This is a genomic window from Amycolatopsis sp. PS_44_ISF1 (genome assembly GCF_032335455.1).
Classification (GTDB): domain Bacteria; phylum Actinomycetota; class Actinomycetes; order Mycobacteriales; family Pseudonocardiaceae; genus Amycolatopsis.
The window spans coordinates 2134604-2157859 of record NZ_JANUXO010000001.1 but is presented as its reverse complement, the minus strand read 5'-3'; the positions used below and the strand labels follow the sequence as shown (position 1 = coordinate 2157859).

The following is a 23256-nucleotide window of genomic DNA, read 5'->3' as shown; positions in this document are numbered from 1 at the left end:
GGAGGACCCCCGCAGCCTGCGGAAACGTCGGACGACCCGCCTTTCCGGCTCCCTCAGGTCACCCGAAAGAGCCGCCATTCCGGCCCGGTCGGCACAATGCGTTTTGTTGCCCAGCAAGGAAAAGCCGGTGGAAAAGGGGATCGTGGTGCCGGCTTCGCGGCCACCCGATCGCGCGACGGGCGCGCGGGAGGGGCCACCGAAGTTGACCATGCCCGCTTCACCCGATCCCGATTAGAGTCGGCGGCACCCCAGTTCACCGGCGAACGACCCCCGGGAGTACCCATGTTGAGCACGATGCAGGACGGGCAGCTGTCGCTGGCGAGGCTGCTGCGCCACGGCACGACGGTGCACGCGAAGTCCGAAGTCATCACCTGGACCGGTTCAGAAGCCCGCCGCGAGACCTACGCCGAGCTCGGGAAGCACGCCGCGCGGCTCGCGAACGCCCTCCGGGCCCTGGGGGTCACCGGCGACCAGCGCGTCGGCACGTTCATGTGGAACAACGCCGAGCACCTGGCCGCCTACCTCGCCGTCCCGGCCATGGGCGCGGTGCTGCACACGCTGAACATCCGGCTGTTCCCGGAGCAGCTGACCTTCGTGGCCAACCACGCCGGGGACCGGGTCGTGATCGTCGACGGCACCCTGGTCCCGCTGCTGGCCAAGCAGCTGCCGACGTTCACCACGGTCGAGCACGTGATCGTCGCGAACGGTGACGCCTCGGCGCTGGAGGCGCCCGAGGGCGTCACCGTGCACGCCTACGACGAGCTGCTGGCCGCCCAGTCCGACGAGTTCGACTGGCCCGAGGTGGACGAGCGCTCCGCCGCCGCGATGTGCTACACCTCGGGCACCACGGGTGACCCGAAGGGCGTCGTCTACTCGCACCGCTCCATCTGGCTGCACTCGATGCAGGTCTGCATGACCGACAGCATGCGGCTGGCGCAGGAGGACACGGCGCTGGCCATCGTGCCGATGTTCCACGCCATGTCCTGGGGCCTGCCCTACGCCGCGCTGATGGTCGGCGCCTCGCTGCTGATGCCGGACCGCTTCCTGCAGCCCGCCCCGATCGCCGCGCTGCTGGCCGCCGAGAAGCCGACCTTCGCCGCCGCCGTGCCGACCATCTGGCAGGGCCTGCTCGCCCACCTCGACGCGAACCCGCAGGACATCTCCCACGTGCGCGAGGTCGTGGTCGGCGGCTCGGCGGCCCCGCCCTCGCTGATGCACGCGTTCGAGGAGCGCTACGGCGTGCCGATCCTGCACGCCTGGGGCATGACCGAGACCTCGCCGCTGGGCAGCGTGGCCCGCCCGCCGGCCCGCGCCACCGGCGACGAGCGCTGGGCCTACCGCTACACCCAGGGCCGCTTCCCCGCCTCCGTGTCCGCCCGCATCATCAGCGACGACGGCGAGGTGCTGCCGTGGGACAACGAGGCCGTGGGCGAGCTGGAGGTCCAGGGCCCGTGGATCGCCGGGAGCTACTACGGGGGCGACGACGGTGCCCCCACCCCGGATCCCGAGAAGTTCCACGACGGCTGGCTGCGCACCGGTGACGTGGGCAAGATCAGCGCGGACGGCTTCCTCACCCTGACCGACCGCGCTAAGGACGTGATCAAGTCCGGTGGCGAGTGGATCTCCTCGGTCGACCTGGAGAACCAGGTGATGGGCCACCCCGCGGTGGCCGAGGCCGCCGTGGTCGGCATCCCGGACGAGAAGTGGGACGAGCGGCCGCTGGTCGCGGTCGTGGTCAAGGAGGGCCAGAGCGTCACCGCCGAGCAGCTGCGGGAGTACCTGGCGGACAAGGTGGCCAAGTGGCAGCTGCCGGAGAACTGGACGTTCGTGGACGAGGTGCCCAAGACCAGCGTGGGCAAGTTCGACAAGAAGCGGCTCCGCGCGTCCTACTCCGAGGGAAAGCTCGACATCTCACAACTCTGACCGGTACATCTCCGGCGAGTCGTTTCCACGCCGAGGGTCACCTTGAGAGAGCCTGTGGTCTCTCAAGGTGACCCCACGCACGTCGGAGGAGTTCTGGGGATGCAGCAGCTCAGCAGACGATCGTTGTTCTCGCTGGCGGGGATGGGCGCGGTCGGGGCCGTGGCGGCCGCGTGCGGTTCGAACACCGGGCGGCCGGGTGACCCGCCGCCGTCCACCGCGGCCTCGGCCGGGCCGCCGCCCACCAGCAGCGCGCCGAAGGCCACCCTGCAGCAGTGGTACCACGCCTACGGCGAGGACGGCGTGCAGGACGCGGTGAAGAACTACGCCGCCTCGTACCGGAACGCGCTGGTCAAGGTGCAGTGGAACCCGGGCGACTACGACTCGAAGATCGTCACCGCGCTGCAGAACAGCGCCGTGCCGGACGTCTTCGAGGCCCAGGTCAAGATCGACTGGGTGCGGCAGAACCAGGTGGTGGCGCTGGACGACGTCCTCGCCCCGGTGAAGAACGACTTCAGCCCCGCCGTGCTCGCCGCGCAGACGGTGGAGGGCAAGGTCTACGGCATCCCGCAGGCCGTCGACACGCAGGTGCTCTACTACCGCAAGAGCCTGCTCCAGTCGGCGGGCGTGCAGCCGCCGCAGACCGTGGACGAGCTGATCGACGCGGCCGGCAAGCTGTCCAAGGACGGGGTGAAGGGGCTGTTCGTCGGCAACGACGGCGGCGTCTCCACCCTGACCGGCCCGCTGATGTGGTCGGCCGGGCTCGACTACCTCAAGAACGGCAACCGCGAGGTCGGCTTCGACGACCCGCGCGCGGCCACCGCGTTCGGCAAGCTGCACACCCTGAACGCCAACGGCTCCCTGCTGCTCGGCGCGCCCGCGGACTGGTCGGACCCCGGCGCGTTCGTCGACGGGCTGGCCGCCATGCAGTGGACCGGGCTGTGGAACCTGCCGAAGATCCGCGACGCGCTCGACGAGGACTTCGGCGTGCTGCCGTTCCCGAAGCTCGACGACAGCGGCGCGCCTTCGGTGCCGGTCGGCGCGTACGGGGCGATGGTGAACGCGAAGAGCGCGCACGTGGACGAGGCCAAGGCGTTCGTGAAGTGGCTCTGGATCGACCAGACCGACAAGCAGCTCGAGTTCGCCACCCGCTTCGGCTTCCACCTGCCGGCGCGGCAGAGCCTGGTCGCCCGGGCCGAGCGCCTCCGCTCCGGCGTGGGTGCCGACGTGGCGAGGTTCGTGCAGCAGAACAGCCACCTCATCGGCGGTCCGGTGTGGACGCAGCAGGCGAACACGGCGCTGTCCGACGCCGTCGCGAAGATCGCCAAGGAGGGGGCGGACCCGGCGGCGCAGACCAAGACCGCGGTGGGCGTCGCGCAGGCCGAGCTGAAGCGCCTGTTCGGATGACGCGGTCCCGGAAGACCCGGGACGCGCTTTCGTTCTGGGGGTTCGTCGGGCCGTTCCTGATCGGGCTGGCCGTGTTCGCGTACCTGCCGATCGGCTGGAGCGTGTACCTGTCGTTCTTCGACGCGCGCAACACGGTCACGCCGAGCGTGTTCGTCGGGCTCGACAACTACGCGCACATGCTGACCGACGGGCCGTTCCTGAGCAGTCTGGGCACGTTCAGCGTGTTCGCGCTGTTCATCGTTCCGCTGACCTTCGCGGCGTCACTGGCCCTGGCGGTCGGCGTGCACCAGCTCGAGTTCGCGCGCGCGTTCTTCCGCTCGGTGTTCTTCCTGCCCTTCGCCTGTTCGTACGTGGTGGCTTCGCTGATCTGGAAGACCTCGCTGTTCTCGGGGGTCCGGTACGGGCTGGTGAACACCGTGCTCGGCCGGTTCGGGGTCGATCCGATCGCCTGGACGGGCACGGTCCACCCGCCGCTGTACTGGATCGTGCTGGTGACCGCGCGGCTGTGGCTGCAACTGGGCTTCTACATGATCCTGTTCCTGGCCGCGCTGCAACGGATCCCGCAGCACCTCTACGAGGCCGCGTGGCTGGACGGCGCCAAGCCCGGCTGGCCGGTGTTCCGGCACATCACCCTGCCGCAGTTGCGCGCGACCTCGGTGGCCGTGCTGCTGCTCAACCTGATCAACGCCTACCAGGCCTTCGACGAGTTCTACAACATCATGGGCGACTCCCGGGGCTACCCGCCGTTCGCGCGGCCGCCGCTGGTGTACCTGTACTACACGTCGCTGGGCTCCGGCGGGCAGGACCTGGGGCGGGGCAGCGCGGGGGCGGTCATCCTGGCGCTGATCATCGCCGTGGTGACCCTGCTGCAGGGCAGGCTGTTCCGCTTCGGCGGGAGCGAGGCATGAGGGCCGCGCTGCGCTGGACGGCGCTCGTCGTCGCGACGGTGCTGTTCCTGGTGCCGTTCTACCTGCTGCTGCGCAACGGGCTCGCGTCACGCTCGGAGATCACCGCGCCGGACTGGACGCTGTTTCCCTCCCGGCTGCACTGGGAGAACTTCTCGAAGCTGTTCGCGCAGGAGGACGTGCCCTTCGCGCGCAGCCTGCTGAATTCGGTGATCGTGGCGGTGCTCCAGACCGTCGGCCTGCTGGTGGTGTGCTCGCTGGCCGGCTACGGCCTGGCGCGGATCCCGTACCGCCACTCCAAAGCCGTGCTGTACGCGGTGATCGCGACGTTGATGATCCCGACCTCGGTGACGTTCGTGCCGAGTTTCGTCGTCGTGTCGACCCTGGGCTGGCTCTCGGACTTCCGCGGGCTGGTCGTCCCGGGCCTGTTCAGCGCGTTCAGCGTGTTCCTGTTCCGGCAGTACTTCCTGGACTTCCCGCGCGAGCTCGAGGAGGCGGGCCGGATCGACGGGCTGACCCGCTGGGGCGTGTTCCGCCGCATCGTCGTGCCCAACTCCCGCCCGTTCTTCGCCGCGATCGCGGTGATCACCGTGATCGGCAGCTGGAACGCGTTCCTGTGGCCGCTGATCATCGCGCAGTCGCCGGACTCGTGGACCGTGCAGGTCGCGCTCTCGGGCCTGCTGACCGCGCAGAACCCCCAGCTGAACCTGCTGTTCCTGGCCGCGGCGCTGTCGATCCTGCCGATCGTGCTGCTGTTCGCGTTCCTGCAGCGGTACCTGGTGCGCGGGGTGACGGAGTCGGGTTTGAAGGGCTGAGCCGCTCAGGGCGGGGGCCGCGCCCCGGCGTTGCGCCGGAGAGGTGACGGCGGCCCTCGGCCCTATGCCTCCCCCGGCCTTCTGTGACAAAGTCACTCGCGTTGTCACGATGAACATGAGCGAACTTCACATTTCTTTCGCCCCTGTTCACCGGCCGGACCAGTCGAGGAAACCGGGGAGCGAAGATGGCCGAGCTGACCAGGCGGGCGTTCACCGCGGCGGGCGTCGCGGGCGCGGGGTTGCTGCTGTGCACGCCGACCGCCAACGCGCTGGACCGGGCCCTGCGACGCACCGCTTCGCGCGCCGTCCGCACGGCCGGCACCACGCTGGAGCAGGTGGCCACCGCCGTCAGCCCCGGGACCACGGCCTACACCCGGCTCACCGGCGGACCCGGCTGGCCGCTGGTGGTGCGCTCCGAGCTGGCCGCGCCGCAGTCCGGCCGCGACGACCGGCGTCAGGCCCTGGGCTCGTTCGTCCAGTTCACCGACCTGCACATCACCGACACCGAGTCGCCCGCGCGGTTCGAGTACCTGCACCCGTTCATCGGCTCGGCGCACCGGCCGCAGGAGGTGCTCGGCCCGGTGGCCACGAGCGCGCTCGTGCAGCGGGTCAACCGGGTCGGCGCGGGGCCGTTCACCGGGCGGCCGTTCGACTTCGTGGTCACCACCGGCGACAACAGCGACAACCACGAGCTGATCGAGCTGGACTGGTTCCTCACCACCCTCAACGGCGGTGCCGTCACCCCGAACTCCGGCGACCCGGGCCGGTACGAGGGCGTGCAGGACTCCGGCAACCCCGAGTTCTGGAACCCCGCCACCCCGCTCGGCGACGACTACACGAAGAAGGGCTTCCCGTCGCTGCCGGGCTTGCTGGAGGCGGCGATCGCGCCGTTCACCGCGCCCGGGCTGGACGTGCCGTGGTTCTGCACGTTCGGCAACCACGACGACAGCGTGGTCGGCACGCTGCCCGAGGGCATCCCGGGCATCGAGGGCTGGTACACCGGCCGGTACAAGGTGATCGGCAAGGACGAGAGCAGCAGGGAGAAGCTGGGCACGGCCATCGCGAACGGCCGGAGCGTGCCGCTGGGCGAGCTGTTCGGTGGCAGCGGCACGATCCGCGAGGTCACCCCGGACCCGCGCCGCCACCCGTTCAGCACCGCGCAGTTCGTGCAGGCCCACCTGGACCCGGCCCACGACGGCCCCGGCCCGCACGGCCACGGCTTCACCCAGGACAACGCGGACGGCCGCGACGTCCACTACTCCTTCCGCATCGCCCCCGGCGTCACCGGCATCAGCATCGACACCACCACCCAGGGCGGCTTCGCGGACGGCTCGATCGGCCTCGGCCAGTTCACCTGGCTGGAGTCGGCGCTCAAGCGCGGCACCTCGGTGTACTACGACTACTTCGGCCGCAAGCTCACGCACCCGGTCACCGACGAGCTGTTCATCCTGTTCAGCCACCACACCAGCGACACCATGGGCAACCTCCTGCCCGACGCCCGCCACCTGCTGGAACCCCGCCTGAACGGCGACGCGCTCGTCGGCCTGCTCCAGCGCTTCCCGAACGTGGTGGCGTGGGTCAACGGGCACACCCACCGCAACCGGGTCACCCCGCACGTCGGCCCGACCCCGGCCCGGAGCTTCTGGGAGAGCAACACCGCCTCCCACGTCGACTTCCCGCACCACGCGCGCATCATCGAACTCGCGAACAACGGCGACGGCACCCTCTCGGTGTTCACCACGCTGATCGAGGCCGAGTCCCCGTACGCGGTGGACTACTCCGCCCGGACCCCGGCGGCGCTGGCCTCGCTGTACCGGGAGCTGGCGTACAACGACATCCACGCGAGCCTGGGCCGGGTGGGCGCGGACGGTGACCACAACACCGAGCTGGTGCTGACCGACCCGCTCCGCTGAGGGCGGCGAGCACCCGCGCGTCGCGAAAGCGACACGAACTCCGGCCGCGGCGCGGGCACCTGTTTACTTAATCGCCGCGGCAGGTGAAAATCTCTGGCTATCGACCGAGCCTGGGGACGGAGCCGGAATGCGAGCACGCGGACTGGTCACACTGATGTCGATCGCCCTGCTGACCGCGGGGGCGGCGCCGTACGCCGCAGCGTCGCCGGCCCACCCGGCGGACGACGAGGCGATCAACTACCACGAATGGTCCGGGCCGGGGTACGTCACCGGCCGGTTCGACGGGCTCGGGCCGGGCCTCGGCGGGCTGCGGATCACCCGCCCGGTCGGCACGGTCGAGCACCGCGAGCCCGGCCTGGGCACCACCCGGGCCTACGACTACGGGACCTGGACCTCGCCGGTGTTCCGCCCGGGCTTCGACGCCACGCAGCTCATCGCCTCGTGGAACGCGCGGACGCCGGCCAAGACCTGGCTGCAGGTCGAGGCCAGGGGCCGCACCTCCGCCGGGGCCGAGACCGGCTGGTACGTGATGGGCCGCTGGGCCAGCGGCGACGGCGACATCCAGCGCACCAGCGTCGACGGTCAGAGCGACGACAACGCCTCGGTCGACGTGGACACGCTCGCCACCAAGACCGGCGTCACGCTGCGCTCCTACCAGCTCCGGGTGAGCCTCTACCGCGAGGCGGGCACCCGCGTCACCCCCACGCTGTCCACCCTGGGCGCGATGACCTCCCACGTGCCGGACCGGTTCGACGTGCGGACCACCCGGCCCGGGGTCGCCCGCGGGATCGAGCTGAAGGTGCCGGCATACGCGCAGAACATCCACAAAGGACAATTCCCGCAGTACGGCGGGGGCGGTGAGGCCTGGTGCAGCCCGACCTCGACCGAGATGGTCGCCGAGTACTGGGGCCGGAAGCCGACCGCGCAGCAGCTGAGCTGGATCCCGCCGGACTACGCCGACCCGGCGGTGGTCTACGCCGCCCGCACCACCTACGACTACGCCTACGACGGCACCGGCAACTGGCCGTTCAACACCGCCTACGCCGCCTCGCTCGGCCTGCGCGGCCACATCACCCGGCTGCACGACCTCAACGAGCTCGAGGGCTACATCGCCCGCGGCATCCCGGTGATCACCTCGCAGTCGTTCCTCGCCTCGGAGCTCGACGGGGCCGGGTACGGCACGTCCGGGCACATCATGGTGGTGGTCGGCTTCACCCGGGCCGGCGACGTGATCGTGAACGACCCCGCGTCCAGTTCCGATCCGCGGGTGCGCACCGTGTACCGGCGCGACCAGTTCGAAAAGATCTGGCAGCGCACCAAGCGCCACACCGACACCGGCAGCGTGGCCGGCGGCCCGGGCGGGGTGGTGTACATCGTGACGCCCGCCTGAAGCACCGGTCCGTGCTATGGCCACATGCGCATGATCCGTGATTAGCTGCCCCGGAAGAGCAACGGTGCCGGAAAGGGTGTGCGCATGCCGTACGAGGTCCAGGGAGTCGTGTCGCGGGCGAAGGGCGAGCCGGTGACGCTGGAGGCGGTGGTCGTGCCGGATCCGGGGCCGGGCGAGGCGGTCGTGTCGGTCGAGGCCTGCGGGGTCTGCCACACCGACCTGCACTACCGCGAGGGCGGGATCAACGACGAGTTCCCGTTCCTGCTCGGTCACGAGGCCGCGGGCCGGGTGGACAAGGTCGGCGCCGGGGTCATCGACCTGGCGCCGGGCGACTACGTGATCCTGAACTGGCGCGCGGTCTGCGGCACCTGCCGGGCCTGCAAGCGCGGCAAGCCGTGGTACTGCTTCTCCACCTTCAACGCCGCGCAGCCGATGACGCTGACCGACGGCACCGAGCTGTCGGCGGCGCTGGGCGTCGGCGCCTTCCTGGAGAAGACCCTGGTCCACAGTGGACAGTGTACGAAGGTGAACCCCGAGGCCGAGCCCGCGGTGGCCGGGCTGCTCGGCTGCGGGATGATGGCCGGGCTGGGCGCGGCGATCAACACCGGCGCGGTCGGCCGCGGCGACACGGTGGCCGTGATCGGCTGCGGCGGTGTGGGTGACGCCGCCATCGCGGGCGCGCAGCTGGCCGGCGCGACCACGATCATCGCGATCGACACCGACGACCGGAAGCTGGAGTGGGCCAAGGGCTTCGGCGCCACGCACACCGTGAACAGCAAGGGCCTGAGCGAAGACGCCGTGGTCACCGCCATGCAGGACGCCACCCGCTCGTTCGGCCCGGACGTGGTGATCGACGCCGTGGGCCGCCCGGAGACCTGGCGCCAGGCCTTCTACGGCCGGGACCTGGCGGGCACCGTGGTGCTGGTCGGCGTTCCGACCCCGGAGATGAAGCTGAACGACCTGCCGCTGATCGACTTCTTCTCCCGCGGCGGCTCGCTCAAGTCCTCCTGGTACGGCGACTGCCTGCCCTCGCGCGACTTCCCCGTGCTGGTGGACCTGTACCTGCAGGGCCGGCTGCCGCTGGACAAGTTCGTCACCGAGCGGATCGCGCTGGACGGCGTCGAGCGGGCCTTCGAGCGCATGCACCAAGGCGACGTCCTGCGCAGCGTGGTGCAGTTCTGACCCTCTTCACCGACGACGAGTACCCGGCCGACCCGTACCCCGGGATCCGGCCGGACCGCTCGTACGTGCACTTCGACCGCGCCGGTCACGAGCTGGCCACGGCACCGCCGGGCTGGCGCGCGCGCACGCCCGTGCTCGCCTACGGCTCCAACGCCTGCCCGTCGAAGATCAGCTGGCTGCGGGCCCACCTCGGCCTGGCCGGGCCGGTGGTCGTGCTGAAGGTGCGTTGCGCCGGCCTGGCCGCGGTGTGGGCTTCGGGCCTGCGTCAACGCGACGGCCAGCGTCCGGCCACCCTCGCGGCGCTCCCGGGCGTGGCCGAGGACCACGCGGTCTGGTTCGCCACCCCGGAGCAGCTCGCGGTCCTGGACGTGTGCGAGGGCCGCGGCCACCGCTACGACCTGGCCCGGCTGACCGGCGCCGACATCCGCCTCGAAGACGGCAGCCGGCTCGACGGCGTGCACGCCTACGTGGCGAACTCCGCCATCCGCCTGCCCCTGCTCGTCGACGGCCGTCCGGTGCGGGTGGCCGACGTGGGGCAGGCGCGGGCGGCCGCGCTCAGCGGCTTCCCGGCGGCCGGCCACGGTGTGCCGTGCGAAGTGCTGGAGCCGGAGCGCACGTTTCGCTGACCGGCGGGGTCGACGGCGCGGCACCGCGCGCCGGGCGAGGGATCGCCCCGGCCTGGTTCAGCCGATCAGTTTTCCGGGGTTGAGGATCCCCGTCGGGTCCACCGCCCGTTTGGCCGCGCGCAGCACGTCCACCCCCGGTGCACCGATCTCCGCCGCCAGGTACGGCGCGTGGTCCACGCCCACCGCGTGGTGGTGGGAGATCGTGCCGAGGCCGGTGATGGCCTCCGACGCCGCCCGCTTCGCGCGCACCCACTGGCCCACCGGGTCGGCATCGTCACGGGAGGTCAGGACGGTGAAATACAGCGAAGCGCCCGTTTCGTACGCGTGCGATACATGGCACATCACGATCGCGCGGCCGAGCGCCGCGGTCAGGGCCGCACGGACGGCGTCGCGCAGCTCGTCGAGGTTCGACCAGTACGCCGCCGTCTCCAGGGTCTCGACGCAGACGCCGAGGTCCATCAACGTGTCTCGCTGGCGGGGCCCGGTGAACCGGCCGTGGCGCCACGATTCGCCCAGCGCCCGGCCGATCCGGAGAGCGCCGGCCCGCCGCAGCGCCGCGGCCGTCCGGCGGCGCCGGGCCCGGACGTCGCCCTCCCAGCCGACGATCAGCAGGCAGGGCTGCCGGATCCCGCGAGCGGCGAGAAGACCGCGCAACAGGGCCGTTTTCCACCCGGCGTTGAGTGCGAAGGACACCGTCGTCTCGTCCACATCGGACAGCCGGGTGACGTCCGCCAGCACGTGCTCCTGCGCCAGCCGCCGCACCGCCGCGGCGCCGGCCGCCCAGCCGTCGATGACGTAACCCTCGTATCGCCGCTCCGAAGGCACCGGGCGGACGCGCAGGGTGACCTCGGTGATCACGCCCAGCGTGCCTTCGCTGCCGACCACGAGCTGCCGCAGGTCCGGACCGGCCGCCGAAGCGGGCGCAACCCCGAGCTTCCACTCACCCCGCGGGGTGGCCAGCCGGACGCCGGCCACCATGTCCTCGAACCGGCCGTAGCCCGAGGAAGCCTGACCGGCCGAGCGGGTCGCGGCGAACCCGCCGATGGTCGCCCGCTCGAACGACTGCGGCACGTGCCCGAGGGTGAACCCGTGCTCGCCCAGCAGCCGCTCGGCCTCGGGCCCGCGCACCCCGGCCTGCAGCACGGCCAGGTGCGAAACCGGGTCGAGCGAGACCAGCGCGTCGAGCCGGGCCAGATCGAGGGCGATCACCGAGGTCTTGTCCCCGCGCAGCGCGCTCACCCCGCCGACCACGGAAGTGCCGCCACCGAACGGGACCACCCCCACGTCGTGGCGCACGCAGGTCTCCAGCACGGACTGGACCTGGTCCGGGCCGGCGGGCAGCACCACGGCGTCGGGCACCGGCACCGGCCGGCCGGTCCGGCGGCCAAGCAGGTCCAGGTAGGACAGACCACTGGCGCGGGCCCACCGCTGGGAGTCGTCCACCAGCACGTTCTCCGGCCCGACCACCGCTTCGAGCGCGGCCCGCGCCGGCTCGGCCAGCGTCGACCCGGTCAGGTTCGGGACAGTCTGCCCGCTAGGCCCTCGATCCGCCCCCACCCGGCCGATACGCTGGCCGAGCCACCGGACGGCCCGATCGGGCAGCGCGGCGGCCCCGGCCTCGCGGCCGGCCCAGGAGTCCCGGACGCGGTGGTCAATGAGCTCACTCACGACTACAGTGTGACACATGGACGTGAAACGTCACTCTCAGCGGGAAGAGGCGGCCTCGGCGCTGGCGGGCGCCCGCAGCCGGTCGACTTCGGCGCGCGTGTCCGACGACGTGCTGCTCGACGCCGCGCGCGAGTGCGTGCTGGCCGTCGGCGTGCGCCGCACCACCTTGGCCGAGATCGCCCGGACCGCGCACGTCAGCCGCATGACGGTGTACCGCCGGTTCCCGGACGTCCGCAGCGTGCTCACCGCGCTGATGACGCGCGAATTCAGCGGCCTGCTGGAGCAGGCGAGCCACGCGGGCGCCGACGCGGCGCACACGCGGGCGCGCCTGGTGCGTATCGCCGCGGCCGGTATCGCTGTGCTGTCCGCCGACCCGCTGTTCCGCACGCTGCTCGACGTCGACCCGGAGCTGGTGCTGCCCTACGTCGTGGAGCGGCTGGGCGGCACGCAGAAGTTCGCCGAGCAGGTGCTGTGGCAACTGCTGGAGGCCGGCCACCAGGACGGCTCCATCCGGCGGGCCGAGGTGCGCACGCAGGCCCGCTCGATCCTGCTGGTGGTGCAGTCGTACGCGTTCTCGCTGCGCCCGGCCACCGCGGACGTCGAGGAGCAGGCCCTGCTCACCGAGTTCCGGCACATCCTCGACGCTTCGCTTCGCCCGTGAGCACCGGCTCCCTCAACGCCCGCCGCCGCGAACGCGAGCTCGACCGGCTGACCGGTGGCGAGCGGGTGGACGTGCTCGTGGTCGGCGGCGGGGTCACCGGGGCCGGGATCGCGCTGGACGCGGCCGCCCGCGGGCTGTCGGTGGCCTTGGTGGAGGCGCGCGACCTGGCGTTCGGCACCTCGCGCTGGTCGAGCAAGCTGGTCCACGGCGGACTGCGGTACCTGGCCCAGGGCGAGCTGGGGCTGGCGCACGAGAGCGCGGTCGAGCGCGGCCTCCTGATGACCCGCACGGCGCCGCACCTGACGCGGGCCATGCCGCAGCTCTTTCCCCTGTACCCCGGCACCTCCCGGGCCCAGCAGGCGGTGATCGCCGCCGGGCTGCACGCGGGCGACGCCCTGCGCCGAGCCGCGCGGACGCCGTCTTCGGTGCTGCCCCGGCCGCGCACGGTCCCGGTGGCCGAAGCGCTCGCGCTGGCTCCGGGCCTCACGCCGAGCGGGCTGCGCGGCGCCCTGCTGGCCTACGACGGCGCGCTGGTGGACGACGCCCGCCTGGTGGTGAGCCTCGCGCGGACGGCCGCGCTGCTGGGCGCACGGATCCTGACGCGGGTGGAGGCGGTGTCGCTCGCCGCCGACGGGGTCCGGGTCCGCGAGGGCCCACTCGAGAACGGACCAGGGGAAAACGGCCCAGGGGAAAACGGCACTGTGGAAAGCGGCGCTGTGGAAAACGGCACTGTGGAGTACGAGCTGCCCGCCCGGCAGGTGATCAACGCGACCGGCGTCTGGGCCGGCACCCTCACGGATTCGGTCCGGCTGCGCCCCTCCCGCGGCTCGCACCTGGTGCTGGGGGCGGGTTCGGCGTCGATCGGCGCGACCTCGGTGAACGTGCCGGTGCCGGGTGAGACCAGCCGTTTCGTGTTCCTGCTGCCCCAGCCCGACGGCCGGGTCTACCTGGGACTGACCGACGAGCCGGTCGACGGTGCGGTGCCGCCCGTGCCCGTGGTCCCGGAGTCCGATGTGGACTTCCTGCTCACGGTCGCCTCCTCGGTACTCGCCCGGCCGCTGACCCGCGACGACGTGATCGGCTCGTTCGCCGGGTTGCGCCCTCTGGTCGCGGGCGCCGGCGGGCGCAGCGCCGACCTCTCGCGCAAGCACGCGGTGGTCACCGGCGAGGACGGGGTGCTGACCGTCGTCGGCGGCAAGCTGACCACGTACCGGCGGATGGCCGAGGACGCCGTCGACGCGGCCCTGGTCCGGGCCGGCCTGCACGCCGGGCCGTCCCGCACCGCGCGGCTGCCCCTGCTGGGGGCCGCCCCGCGCGATCGGCTGTCCCTGGTGGACGCTCCCGCGCGGCTCGTCGCCAAGTACGGCACGGAAGCCCCCCGGGTCGCCGCGCTGGGCCAGGTCGAGCCGGAGTTCGCGGCCCCCCTCGCCGAGACCACGCAGATCACCGCGGCCGAGGTGGTCTGGGCCGTCCGCCACGAGGGCGCCCTGAACGCCGAGGACGTGCTCGAACGCCGCACCCGCCTCTCCCTCGTCCCCGCCGACGCGGCCGCGGCGCGCGACCGGGTGCGGGAGCTGGTCGCGAGGGCGTTGGCCGGGTTGGCCTGAGGGGTTCGCCCGGGTGCTGCCGCACCGGCGCGACCACGTCACCCCCACCTGACCCACCCCGCTGCCCGATCTTGACGGCTCATTGGGTTTTTGCAACAGTGCGGTTCATGAGCCCGGTCAGACGCGGCCCCGAGCTGCCGATCCACAACCGGTTGTCCGCGCTCCGGGCGGAGCGGGGGCTGAGCCGGGCGGCGCTGGCCGATGCGGTGGAGGTCAATCCGCAGACGATCGGGGCGCTGGAGCGCGGGGACCACTACCCGAGTCTCGATCTGGCGTTCCGGTTGTGCGCGGTGTTCGGGCTGCCGGTGGAGGCGGTGTTCAGCCGCGCGCCGTTCGCGCCGTCGTCCACGCAGGTCTACCGGGAGGCGGGAGCATGACGACGAAACGGGGCGTCTCGGCGGACCGGCGGCTCGCGGCCTCGCGGGGCTGGGGCGGGCCGGGGGTCTTCGCGTGAGCGGGACGGTGCTGGAGATCGACCGGATCTCCAAGCGGTACGGGACGAAAGTGGCGCTCGACGAGGTCACCTTCGACGTGCGCGCCGGTGAGCTGTTCGGCTTCGTCGGCGGCAAGGGCGCGGGCAAGACCACCGCGATGCGGATCGTGCTGGGGGTGCTGGCCGCCGATTCCGGGCAGGTCCGGTTCGGCGGGCGGCCGATCACCCACGAGACCCGCGCGCGCATCGGGTACATGCCCGAAGAACGCGGGTTGTACCCGAAGATGAAGGTGCACGACCAGCTCGTCTACCTGGCCGAGCTGCACGGGCTGAGCACCAACGACGCGCACCGCGGCACCGAGCTGTGGCTGGCCCGCCTCGGCCTCGGCGAGTGGCGCGAGGACGAGGTGCGCAAGCTCAGCCTCGGCAACCAGCAGCGGGTGCAGCTCGCCGCCGCGCTGGTGCACGATCCGGACGTGCTGGTGCTCGACGAGCCGTTCTCCGGGCTCGACCCGCTGGCGGTGGACGTGATGAGCGGGGTGCTGCGCGAGAAGGCCGCGCACGGGGTGCCCGTGGTCTTCTCCAGCCACCAGCTCGATCTGGTGGAGCGGCTGTGCGACCGCGTCGGGGTCATCCGGAACGGGCGGATGACGGCGGTGGGCCCGGTGGCCGAGCTGACCGGCGGGGCGGGCAGCCGGCTGGTCGTCACGGCCCCGGGCACCCGCCCCGGCTGGGTTTCGGCGGTGGCGGGGGTGCGGGTGCTGGAAGTGCGGGGGCCGACCACCGTGCTGGAGCTGGCACCGGGCGCGGACGACCAGGCCGTGCTGGCCGCCGCGCTGGCCACCGGTCCGGTCACGGAGTTCAGCCACCGCCGCCGTTCGCTCACCGAGCTGTTCCGCGATACCGGCGCGACGGCGGGGGGCGCGGCGTGAACCGGATCCGGGCCGCGCGCGCCGTCCGGCTGGTGGCCAGGCGCGAGCTGAACACCCGGCTGCGCACGCGGTCCTTCGTGGTCAGCACCGCCGTACTCCTGGTGCTGCTGTGCGGTTACGTCGCACTACAGGCTTTCCTGACCGGTTCCGCCGGCACCACCGCGGTCGCGCTCACCGGGCAGGCCCAGGGCATCGCGCCGCAGTTGCAGGCGGCCGGCGAGCGGTTCGAGATCGTCCCGGTGGCGTCCGAAGAGGACGGTAAGGCACTGGTCCGCGCCGGGGACGCGGACGCGCTCGTTTCCGGCAGCGCCTCACGGCTCCGGGTCACCGTGAAGTCCACAGTGGACGCGAAGTTGAACGCCGTGCTCGACGCCATCGTGCAGCAGCAGGTGCTCGACGCCCAGTTGTCGGCCGCCCACCTCGATCCGGTGCAGGTGCACCAGACCGTCTCGGCGGCCCACGTCGACGTCGCGCCGCCGCTGGAGCCGCAAGACCCGCAGCACGGGCAGAAGCTCGTGATCGGGCTGGTGGTCGCGGTGCTGCTGTACCTGAGCATCACCACCTACGGACTGCTCGTCGCCCAAGGGGTGGTGGAGGAGAAGTCCAGCCGGGTGGTGGAGCTGCTGCTGTCCACCGTGCGGCCGTGGCCGCTGCTGCTGGGCAAGGTGATCGGGCTCGGCCTGGTCGGGCTGGTGCAGCTCGGGGTGATCGCCGTGGTGGGGCCGGCCGTGGCCACCGCGGCCGGAGTGCTTTCGCTGCCCGGCGTCGCGGCCGGCGCCGTGGCCTGGGGCCTGGTCTGGTACCTGCTGGGATTCCTGGTGTACGCCGGGCTCTACGGCGCCGCCGGCTCGCTCGTCTCCCGGCCGGAGGACACGCAGTCGGTGGTGGGCCCGGTGAACATCGCGCTGGTCATCGGCTTCATCGGGGGCATCAGCCTGCTCATCCGGTCCCCGGACGGCACCGCGACGCGGATCGTCTCGCTGATCCCGCTGCTCTCCCCGGTGCTGATGCCGGCCCGGATCGCCACCGGTGCGGCGCCCCCGTGGGAGATCGCGACCTCGCTGGTGCTGACGCTCGCGACCATCGTGCTGGTCGCCTGGCTGGGCGCGCGGATCCACCGCAACGGCGTACTACGCGTCGGCCGCCGGGTGAAACTGGCCGAAGCCCTCCGCCGCTGACCGGCTCCAGGCTTTCGCGTCGTGCGCCGCTGCGCGTCTTCGGCGAGGTGGCGGCCCTGGTGGCGCAGCCGAGCCGGCGGACCCCGGGGCGACTCAGGGGCCGGTGATGGCGCCGTACCGCTGCAACGCCACCTGGCGTTCGTGGGCGTGCTCCACCATCGGCTCCGGGTAGTCCGCCGGCCGCTGCTTGAGCTGGTGCACGGCCTTACCCGCGATCCCGCGCAGCTCCGGCACGTACTTGCGGACGTACTCACCCGCCGGGTCGAACCGCTCGCCCTGGGTGGTGGGGTTGAACACCCGGAAGTACGGCGCGGCGTCGGTGCCGGACCCGGCGACCCACTGCCAGTTGAGCTGGTTCGAGGCGAGGTCGCCGTCCACCAGGTGGCGCATGAAGTGCCGCGCGCCCCACTGCCACGGCAGGTGCAGGTCCTTGACCAGGAAGCTCGCCACCACCATGCGGATCCGGTTGTGCATCCAGCCCTCGGCCAGCAGCTGCCGCAGCCCGGCGTCGACCACCGGGAAGCCGGTCCGGCCCTCGCACCACTGGTCGAAGGCCCGGCGGGCGGCCGCGCCGGTTTCCTGGGTCATCCCGTCGAAGCGGGTGTCGTAGTTCCGCCGCGCCGCTTCGGGGCGGTGCCACAGGACGTCGGCGTGGAATTCGCGCCAGCACAGCTCGGCGCGTAGTGATTTCGCACCCTCACGCTCGTCGCCCGCCAAATCCGCAAGCATCGTGCGCGGGTGGATGTTGCCCCAGCGCAGGTACGGGGAGAGCCGCGTGGTGCCCTCGCGGTCGGGGCGATCTCGATCGGAGCTGTAGGTGCCGATGCCTTCGTCGAGGAACGAGTGCCAAGCGTCCAGGGCCGCGCTCTCCCCGGGCTCGGGCAGCTCCTTGCCCTCCAGTGCGGGCGGTTTCGGGAGCTTCTCGGACTTTCGCGGCTTCAGCCAATCCACAAGGGACGGTCCGGTGTCGGCGGGGCGGGGCCAGCCGTGCCGCGTCCAGGCGCGGTGGAACGGGGTGAAGACCCGGTAGGGATCACCGTTCGGCTTCGTGACGCGCCCGGGCGTCACCGCATACGGCGAACCGGTCTCGACCCACTCGATGTCGTTGTCCGCCAGTGCTTTCGCCACTTCGGCGTCCCGGCGCCGGCCGTAGGGCCCGGTGTCGGAGCTGACGTGCACGGCCGAGGCGCCGATCTCGCGGGCCACCCGCGCGACCTCGCGCACCGGGTCACCGGTGACCACCATCAGCCGCCCGCCCAGCGCCCGGTCCAGCTCACGCAGCCCGCCGAGCAGGAAGGCCATCCGCGGCGCACCGGAAGGCTTGATCAGCGCCTGGTCGAGGACGTAGAGCGCCAGCACGTGCTTGCTGTGCCCCGCCGCCTCGTGCAACGCGGCGTGATCACCGAGCCGGAGGTCGCGGCGGAACCAGAGCACCACAGGCGCTTCCATCGTCATGGCGCACCACGATAAACGCCCCGCCGGGCAGGTGCACGGCGGGGCGTTTCACCAGGTGGTGCGGAGCTCAGCGCTCCGACATCGGCACGTAGTCACGGGAGGCGTTACCGGTGTAGATCTGCCGCGGACGGCCGATCTTGGTCTGCGGGTCGTTGATCATCTCGCGCCAGTGCGCGATCCAGCCGGGGAGCCGGCCGAGCGCGAACAGCACGGTGAAGTACTTGGTCGGGAACCCGAGCGCCCGGTAGATCAGACCGGTGTAGAAGTCCACGTTCGGGTACAGCTTGCGCTCGACGAAGTAGTCGTCGGACAGCGCGGTCTCTTCGAGCTTCTTGGCGATCTCGAGGAGCTGGTCGCCGCCGCTGAGCTTGCCGAGGATCTCGTCCGCGGTGTTCTTGATGATCTTCGCGCGCGGGTCGTAGTTCTTGTAGACCCGGTGCCCGAAGCCCATGAGCTTGACACCCTTTTCCTTGTTCTTCACCCGGTTCACGAACTGGGTGACGTCACCGCCGTCGTCGCGGATGCCCTCGAGCATGTCGAGCACCGCGGCGTTCGCCCCGCCGTGCAGCGGGCCGAACAGGGCGTTGATGCCCGCCGAGATGCTGGCGAACAGGTTCGCCTCGGACGAGCCGACCAGGCGCACGGTCGAGGTCGAGCAGTTCTGCTCGTGGTCGGCGTGCAGGATGAACAGCAGGTCGAGCGCCTTGGCGACCTCGGGGTCGACCTCGTAGGGCTCCGCCGGGAAGCCGAAGGTCATCCGGAGGAAGTTCTCCACCAGGCCGAGCGAGTTGTCCGGGTAGAGCAGCGGCTGGCCCACGGACTTCTTGTACGCGTACGCCGCCAGCGTCGGGACCTTGGCCAGCAGGCGGATGGTCGACAGCTCGACGTTGGGCTCGTCGAACGGGTTCAGCGAGTCCTGGTAGAAGGTGGACAGCGCCGAGACCGCGCTGGAGAGCACCGGCATCGGGTGCGCGTCGCGCGGGAAGCCCGAGAAGAACGCCTTCAGGTCCTCGTGCAGCAGCGTGTGCCGCTGGATCTTCCCGGTGAAGTCGGCCAGCTGGGCCTCGGTCGGCAGCTCACCGTAGATGAGCAGGTAGGACACCTCGATGAAGGTGGACTTCCCGGCCAGCTGCTCGATCGGGTACCCGCGGTAGCGCAGGATGCCCTCGTCGCCGTCGATGTAGGTGATCGCCGAAGACGCGGCACCGGTGTTGACGAACCCGGGGTCGTAGGTGATGTAGCCGGTGGTCGCCAGCAGCTTCCCCAGCTCGATCCCCGGCGCGCCCTCCACCGGGCGGACGACCTTGAATTCGTGCTCACCACTCGGCAGGCGCAGCGTCGCGGATTCGCCGCCGGACTGCCCCGCATCTGTCGCGTCGGACATGCAGGTCCCTCTCACGTTGGGCACGGGCCGGCGGCGCCTGTAGATCTCACAGGTAGCCACGTGTTCACGCGAGGAAGCACGCACCTCGCTGCACACCGCCCCGCTGGGGTATGAATTCGCCCCTACGTTAGTCGAGACCGGGACCCGCGCGCACTCGATGCGTTGCCTTGGGTGGCCCCTTTGGGACCAGGTTCACACGGTGGTTGCCATTTCCGCGGCCGTCGGCGGCTCGGCGCCACTGCGCGAAACGGTGATGGAAGCCGCTTTCGCCGCGAAAGAAAGCGCCTCGCGCCACTGTTCGGCCCCCAGCGCGGCCAGCTCACGCACCCCGCGCTGGTGCAGCCAGGCCAGCAGGGCGCCCTGGACGGTGTCGCCGGCGCCGATCGTGTCGACCACCGGCACCCGCCGGGCCGGCACGTGGGCCAGCTCACCCGCGGCCGTGATCACCGAGATCCCGTCGGCCCCGCGGGTCAGCACCACGGCGTCCACTCCGGACTCGACCCAGGTCTTCGCGGCGGCCACCGGGTCCGCGCCCTCGGTGAGCCACGCGGCGTCGTCGTCGGAGATCTTCAGCAACCGGACATCGGGCAGCCAGGACCGGAACCGCTCCCGGTACGCGGCCGGGTCGTCGATCAGCGCCGCCCGGATGTTCGGGTCCAGCACGGTCAGCGTGCCGCGCGCGGACTCGCGGCGCAGCACGGCTTCATACGCCCCGGCCCCGGGCTCCAGCACCAGGCCCAGCGTGCCGAGGGAGAGCGCGGTGGCCTCTTCGGGCAGCGGTCCGGGATCGTGCACCAGCCGGTCCGCGGTGCCCTCGACGTAGAACGTGTAGTGCGCGGTGCCCTTTTCGTCGAGCGCGACCACGGCGAGCGTCGTCGGCTCGTCCCCGCGCTGCACCAGCGAGGTGTCGACCCCGGAGTCGACCAGCCGGTCGACCAGCGCCCCGCCGAAGCGGTCGGTGGACACGCGCGAGAGCAACGACGTGGGCACACCGAGCCTTCCGGCGGCCAGCGCGACGTTGTACGGACCACCGCCCAGCCGAGGCAGCAGCGCGCGCAAGCCACTGTCCACTGTAGAATCAGACTTCGGGGAACCGTTCCCGGCGCGGCCGATCGGTTCACCCGGAACGAGGTCGACCAGCGCTTCTCCACCCACCACGATCACGAGCGCGAGTGTAGAGGACGCGCCGGTGACAATTCCTGTCCCGAGGCGGACAACCGGCGTCAGTGGTCTTTCGCCGAGCGGTCTTTCGTCAAGCCGCCGAGCAGCAATTCGCCCAGTGCGGTGAAGGCCTCGGCGTCGGAAACGTCGGTGCGGCGGCCGAGTACCCCGGTCTGGATGCCCTCCACGATCAGCCCGGTCATCTCGGCGACCAGCCGGGCGTGCACGTCGCGGAAGACGCCATCGGCCACCCCCTGGTCGATGAACGCGCGGATGCGGCGGGCGGCCACCCGGCTGTTGAGCTGGTAGGTGTCGCGGGCCGGGGCGAACTCGGCGATGTCGGTCATGAACGCGGCCGACGCGCGGTTCAGGTGGGCCGAGACGCCGGCCAGGTACTCCCCGATCAGCCCGGGCGCGTCGTCGATGCCGCGGATGCGCTCCTCGATCCGCTCGGCGGCGCCGCGGAAGAAGTGGGCCACCACCCTCACCGCGAGCTGCTCCTTGCTGGGGGCGAGCGCGTAGAGCGTCGACTTGGAGCACCGCAGGCGCGCGGCCAGGTCGTCCAGGGTGAACCCGGCGAAGCCCTCGGCGAGGAACAGCGTTTCGAGCTCGGCCAGCAACGCCTGCTGCCGGGCCGTCGGGCGGCGTCGGGCTTCGAGTGCGGGCATCGGACCACTATCTCTCACGAGTCCGGGACAACCCCGGCCTCCTTACGGTACTCTCGCTCAGCCCACAGTACTGTTTTCAGTACAGCCTGGAGGAACGATGCCGGCCGAACGACTGCTGCCCACCGCCGAGGCCGAGGACCTGCTCGCCCTGGTCACCGAGATCGCCCGCGATGAGCTGAAGCCCCGCGCCGCCGCCGACGAGGAGGCGGAGCGCTTCCCCCGGGACCTGTTCACGCTGATCGGCAAGTCGGGCCTGCTCGGGCTGCCCTACGCCGAGCGCTGGGGCGGGGCGGAGCTGCCGTACGAGGTGTACCTGCAGGTGCTGGAGGAGATCGCGTCGGCGTGGATGACGGTCGGCGTGGGGCTCTCGGTGCACACGATGTCCTGTTACGCGCTGGCGCACTACGGCACGGACGAGCAGCGCGACCGCTGGCTCCCGGACATGCTGGGCGGCGAACTGCTGGGCGCGTACGCCCTGTCGGAGACGCAGGCGGGTTCCGACGCCGCCGCGCTGGCCACCCGCGCCCGGCTCACCGGCGAGGACTACCTGGTCACCGGCACCAAGGCGTGGATCACGCACGCCGGGGTCGCGGACTTCTACACCACCATGGTCCGCACCAGCGACGACGGCGGCCACGGCGTCTCGTGCCTGCTGGTCGGCTCGTCGACCCCGGGCCTCTCGGCCGCGCCGCGCGAGCGCAAGATGGGCCTCACCGGCTCCCCCACGGCCCAGCTGATCTTCGACCGGGCGCCCGTGCCGGCCGAGCGCCGGATCGGCGACGAGGGCGCGGGCCTGCGCATCGCCCTGTCGTCGCTCAGCTCGGGCCGGCTGGGCATCGCGGCCTGCGCGGTGGGCCTGGCCCAGGCCGCGCTGGACGAGGCCGTGGAGTACGCGAAGGGCCGCAGCCAGTTCGGCCGCCCGATCATCGAGTTCCAGGGCGTGGAGTTCCTGCTGGCCGACATGGCCGCGACGGTCGGATCGGCCCGCGCGACCTACCTGGACGCCGCCCGCCGCCGCGACCGCGGCCTGGACTTCCAGCGCCAGTCCTCCATCGCGAAACTGGTGGCCACCGACGGCGCGATGAAGGTGACCACGGACGCGGTGCAGGTACTCGGCGGCGCCGGGTACACACGCGACTTCCCGGTGGAGCGGTACCTGCGGGAGGCCAAGGTGCCCCAGATCTTCGAGGGGACGAACCAGATCCAGCGAATGCTGATCGCCCGTTCTCTACGGGCGACATGATCGCTCGACCGGAGCAACCGGCAGCATCGATACGATCACCCGCAGTCAGATTGCGGACGTGAGACAATGCCGGTGACGTGAGGAGACGCTGTGACAGCCCTTCCCGAACCGACGCAGGGTGATTTCCCCTGGGAAATCCCGGACCACCTGCTGTCGATCGAGGAGTACGCGGCCCTCGGTGAACCCGAATCCGGCTTCACTGAGCTGGTGGAAGGCCGCCTCGTGATGTCGCCCAGCCCCATCAGAATTCACAACAAGGCCGCCTACCGGCTGACCCGGCAACTGGAGCCGCAGTTGCCACCGGAACTCGACTTCAACCTCGACCTCGATGTCAACCTCGGGCTGGTGCCGTCCCCCCGGATCGGCTTCTCTCGCCGTCCGGACATGATGATCACCTACCGCGAAGCCAATATCAGGGTCGACGAGGAACGCCGGATGTTCCACGCCGACGAAGTCCTGCTCGTCGTGGAGATCGTCTCCCCCGGTTCGAAGCGGACCGACTACGTCACCAAGCACGACGAGTACGCCGACGCCGGTATCCCGTTCTACTGGATCGTGGACCTGGACGAGCCCGTCTCGCTGGTCGCCTGTCACCAGGCCGGGGAACTGGGCTACCAGGACGCCCCGGCCGCGACCGGCCGGTTCACCACCACCGAGCCGTTCCCGGTCGAGCTGGACCTCACCGCGCTCACCGCCTGAGGTTCGACC

20 protein-coding genes are annotated in these 23256 nt (G+C 71.5%); 15 read left to right on the top strand and 5 right to left on the bottom strand.

What is annotated here, in order from left to right:
* Window positions 1-282 precede the first annotated feature (282 nt).
* The 8 genes from NYF13_RS09865 to NYF13_RS09830 all read left to right on the top strand — a co-directional run bounded on the left by NYF13_RS09865 (window position 283) and on the right by NYF13_RS09830 (window position 10158).
* On the top strand, window positions 283-1923 hold the full coding sequence (locus NYF13_RS09865; protein ID WP_315655773.1) for a long-chain fatty acid--CoA ligase: 1641 nt from the start codon (window positions 283-285) through the stop codon (window positions 1921-1923).
* A 99-nt stretch (window positions 1924-2022) separates the two neighbouring features.
* Window positions 2023-3327: a sugar ABC transporter substrate-binding protein gene (locus NYF13_RS09860; RefSeq protein ID WP_315655772.1), complete on the top strand. Its 1305-nt coding sequence runs from the start codon at window positions 2023-2025 to the stop codon at window positions 3325-3327.
* Window positions 3324-4235: a sugar ABC transporter permease gene (locus tag NYF13_RS09855; RefSeq protein ID WP_315655771.1), complete on the top strand. Its 912-nt coding sequence runs from the start codon at window positions 3324-3326 to the stop codon at window positions 4233-4235. Before NYF13_RS09860 ends, NYF13_RS09855 begins: the two co-directional genes overlap by 4 nt.
* The gene (locus NYF13_RS09850) at window positions 4232-5047 is read left to right on the top strand and encodes a carbohydrate ABC transporter permease (protein WP_315655769.1); all 816 of its coding nucleotides are present in this window, start codon (window positions 4232-4234) and stop codon (window positions 5045-5047) included. The genes NYF13_RS09855 and NYF13_RS09850 overlap by 4 nt, the downstream gene beginning before the upstream one ends.
* A 185-nt stretch (window positions 5048-5232) precedes the next feature.
* The gene (locus NYF13_RS09845; RefSeq protein WP_315655768.1) at window positions 5233-6960 is read left to right on the top strand and encodes a TIGR03767 family metallophosphoesterase; all 1728 of its coding nucleotides are present in this window, start codon (window positions 5233-5235) and stop codon (window positions 6958-6960) included.
* Between the two features lie 127 nt (window positions 6961-7087).
* Entirely contained in the window at window positions 7088-8350 is a 1263-nt protein-coding gene (locus tag NYF13_RS09840) for a peptidase C39 family protein (protein WP_315655766.1), read from the top strand.
* 84 nt (window positions 8351-8434) lie between these two features.
* Window positions 8435-9532, top strand: a complete 1098-nt coding sequence (locus NYF13_RS09835) for an S-(hydroxymethyl)mycothiol dehydrogenase (RefSeq protein WP_315655765.1) — start codon at window positions 8435-8437, stop codon at window positions 9530-9532.
* Window positions 9533-9597: 65 nt separating this feature from the next.
* Window positions 9598-10158, top strand: coding sequence for a gamma-glutamylcyclotransferase (locus NYF13_RS09830; RefSeq protein WP_315655764.1), 561 nt, complete (start codon window positions 9598-9600; stop codon window positions 10156-10158).
* Window positions 10159-10215: 57 nt separating this feature from the next.
* Here NYF13_RS09830 and NYF13_RS09825 read toward each other — a convergent pair whose 3' ends face one another.
* Window positions 10216-11826, bottom strand: a complete 1611-nt coding sequence (locus tag NYF13_RS09825) for an FAD-binding oxidoreductase (protein ID WP_315655763.1) — start codon at window positions 11824-11826, stop codon at window positions 10216-10218.
* A 97-nt stretch (window positions 11827-11923) separates the two neighbouring features.
* Here NYF13_RS09825 and NYF13_RS09820 point away from each other — a divergent pair, with 97 nt between their 5' ends.
* The 5 genes from NYF13_RS09820 (at window position 11924) to NYF13_RS09800 (ending at window position 16637) form a co-directional block, all read left to right on the top strand.
* Complete coding sequence (locus tag NYF13_RS09820) at window positions 11924-12487, top strand: TetR/AcrR family transcriptional regulator (RefSeq protein ID WP_315657289.1); 564 nt, start codon at window positions 11924-11926, stop codon at window positions 12485-12487.
* Window positions 12484-14094 (top strand): glycerol-3-phosphate dehydrogenase/oxidase, encoded by a 1611-nt coding sequence (locus NYF13_RS09815; RefSeq protein WP_315655762.1) that lies wholly within the window; start codon window positions 12484-12486, stop codon window positions 14092-14094. The genes NYF13_RS09820 and NYF13_RS09815 overlap by 4 nt, the downstream gene beginning before the upstream one ends.
* Before the next feature lie 107 nt (window positions 14095-14201).
* Complete coding sequence (locus tag NYF13_RS09810) at window positions 14202-14471, top strand: helix-turn-helix transcriptional regulator (protein WP_315655761.1); 270 nt, start codon at window positions 14202-14204, stop codon at window positions 14469-14471.
* A gap of 73 nt (window positions 14472-14544) precedes the next feature.
* Window positions 14545-15459 carry an ATP-binding cassette domain-containing protein gene (locus tag NYF13_RS09805; protein ID WP_315655759.1) on the top strand — a complete coding sequence of 305 codons (915 nt, stop codon included), beginning with the start codon at window positions 14545-14547 and terminating at the stop codon, window positions 15457-15459.
* Entirely contained in the window at window positions 15456-16637 is a 1182-nt protein-coding gene (locus NYF13_RS09800) for an ABC transporter permease (protein ID WP_315655757.1), read from the top strand. The genes NYF13_RS09805 and NYF13_RS09800 overlap by 4 nt, the downstream gene beginning before the upstream one ends.
* A 93-nt stretch (window positions 16638-16730) precedes the next feature.
* Here NYF13_RS09800 and NYF13_RS09795 read toward each other — a convergent pair whose 3' ends face one another.
* The 4 genes from NYF13_RS09795 to NYF13_RS09780 all read right to left on the bottom strand — a co-directional run bounded on the left by NYF13_RS09795 (window position 16731) and on the right by NYF13_RS09780 (window position 21305).
* Window positions 16731-18092 (bottom strand): deoxyribodipyrimidine photo-lyase, encoded by a 1362-nt coding sequence (locus NYF13_RS09795; RefSeq protein ID WP_315655756.1) that lies wholly within the window; start codon window positions 18090-18092, stop codon window positions 16731-16733.
* Between the two features lie 67 nt (window positions 18093-18159).
* Window positions 18160-19476 (bottom strand): citrate synthase, encoded by a 1317-nt coding sequence (locus NYF13_RS09790; protein ID WP_315655755.1) that lies wholly within the window; start codon window positions 19474-19476, stop codon window positions 18160-18162.
* Window positions 19477-19668: 192 nt separating this feature from the next.
* Window positions 19669-20640: a carbohydrate kinase gene (locus NYF13_RS09785; protein ID WP_315655754.1), complete on the bottom strand. Its 972-nt coding sequence runs from the start codon at window positions 20638-20640 to the stop codon at window positions 19669-19671.
* 59 nt (window positions 20641-20699) lie between these two features.
* Window positions 20700-21305, bottom strand: coding sequence for a TetR/AcrR family transcriptional regulator (locus tag NYF13_RS09780; RefSeq protein WP_315655753.1), 606 nt, complete (start codon window positions 21303-21305; stop codon window positions 20700-20702).
* Window positions 21306-21402: 97 nt separating this feature from the next.
* On the opposite strand from NYF13_RS09780, the gene NYF13_RS09775 reads away from it, so the two are divergent.
* Together NYF13_RS09775 and NYF13_RS09770 are read left to right on the top strand one after the other, a co-directional pair.
* Entirely contained in the window at window positions 21403-22548 is a 1146-nt protein-coding gene (locus NYF13_RS09775) for an acyl-CoA dehydrogenase family protein (RefSeq protein WP_315655752.1), read from the top strand.
* Between the two features lie 90 nt (window positions 22549-22638).
* Window positions 22639-23247, top strand: a complete 609-nt coding sequence (locus NYF13_RS09770; protein WP_315655751.1) for a Uma2 family endonuclease — start codon at window positions 22639-22641, stop codon at window positions 23245-23247.
* The last annotated feature ends 9 nt before the right edge of the window (window positions 23248-23256 follow it).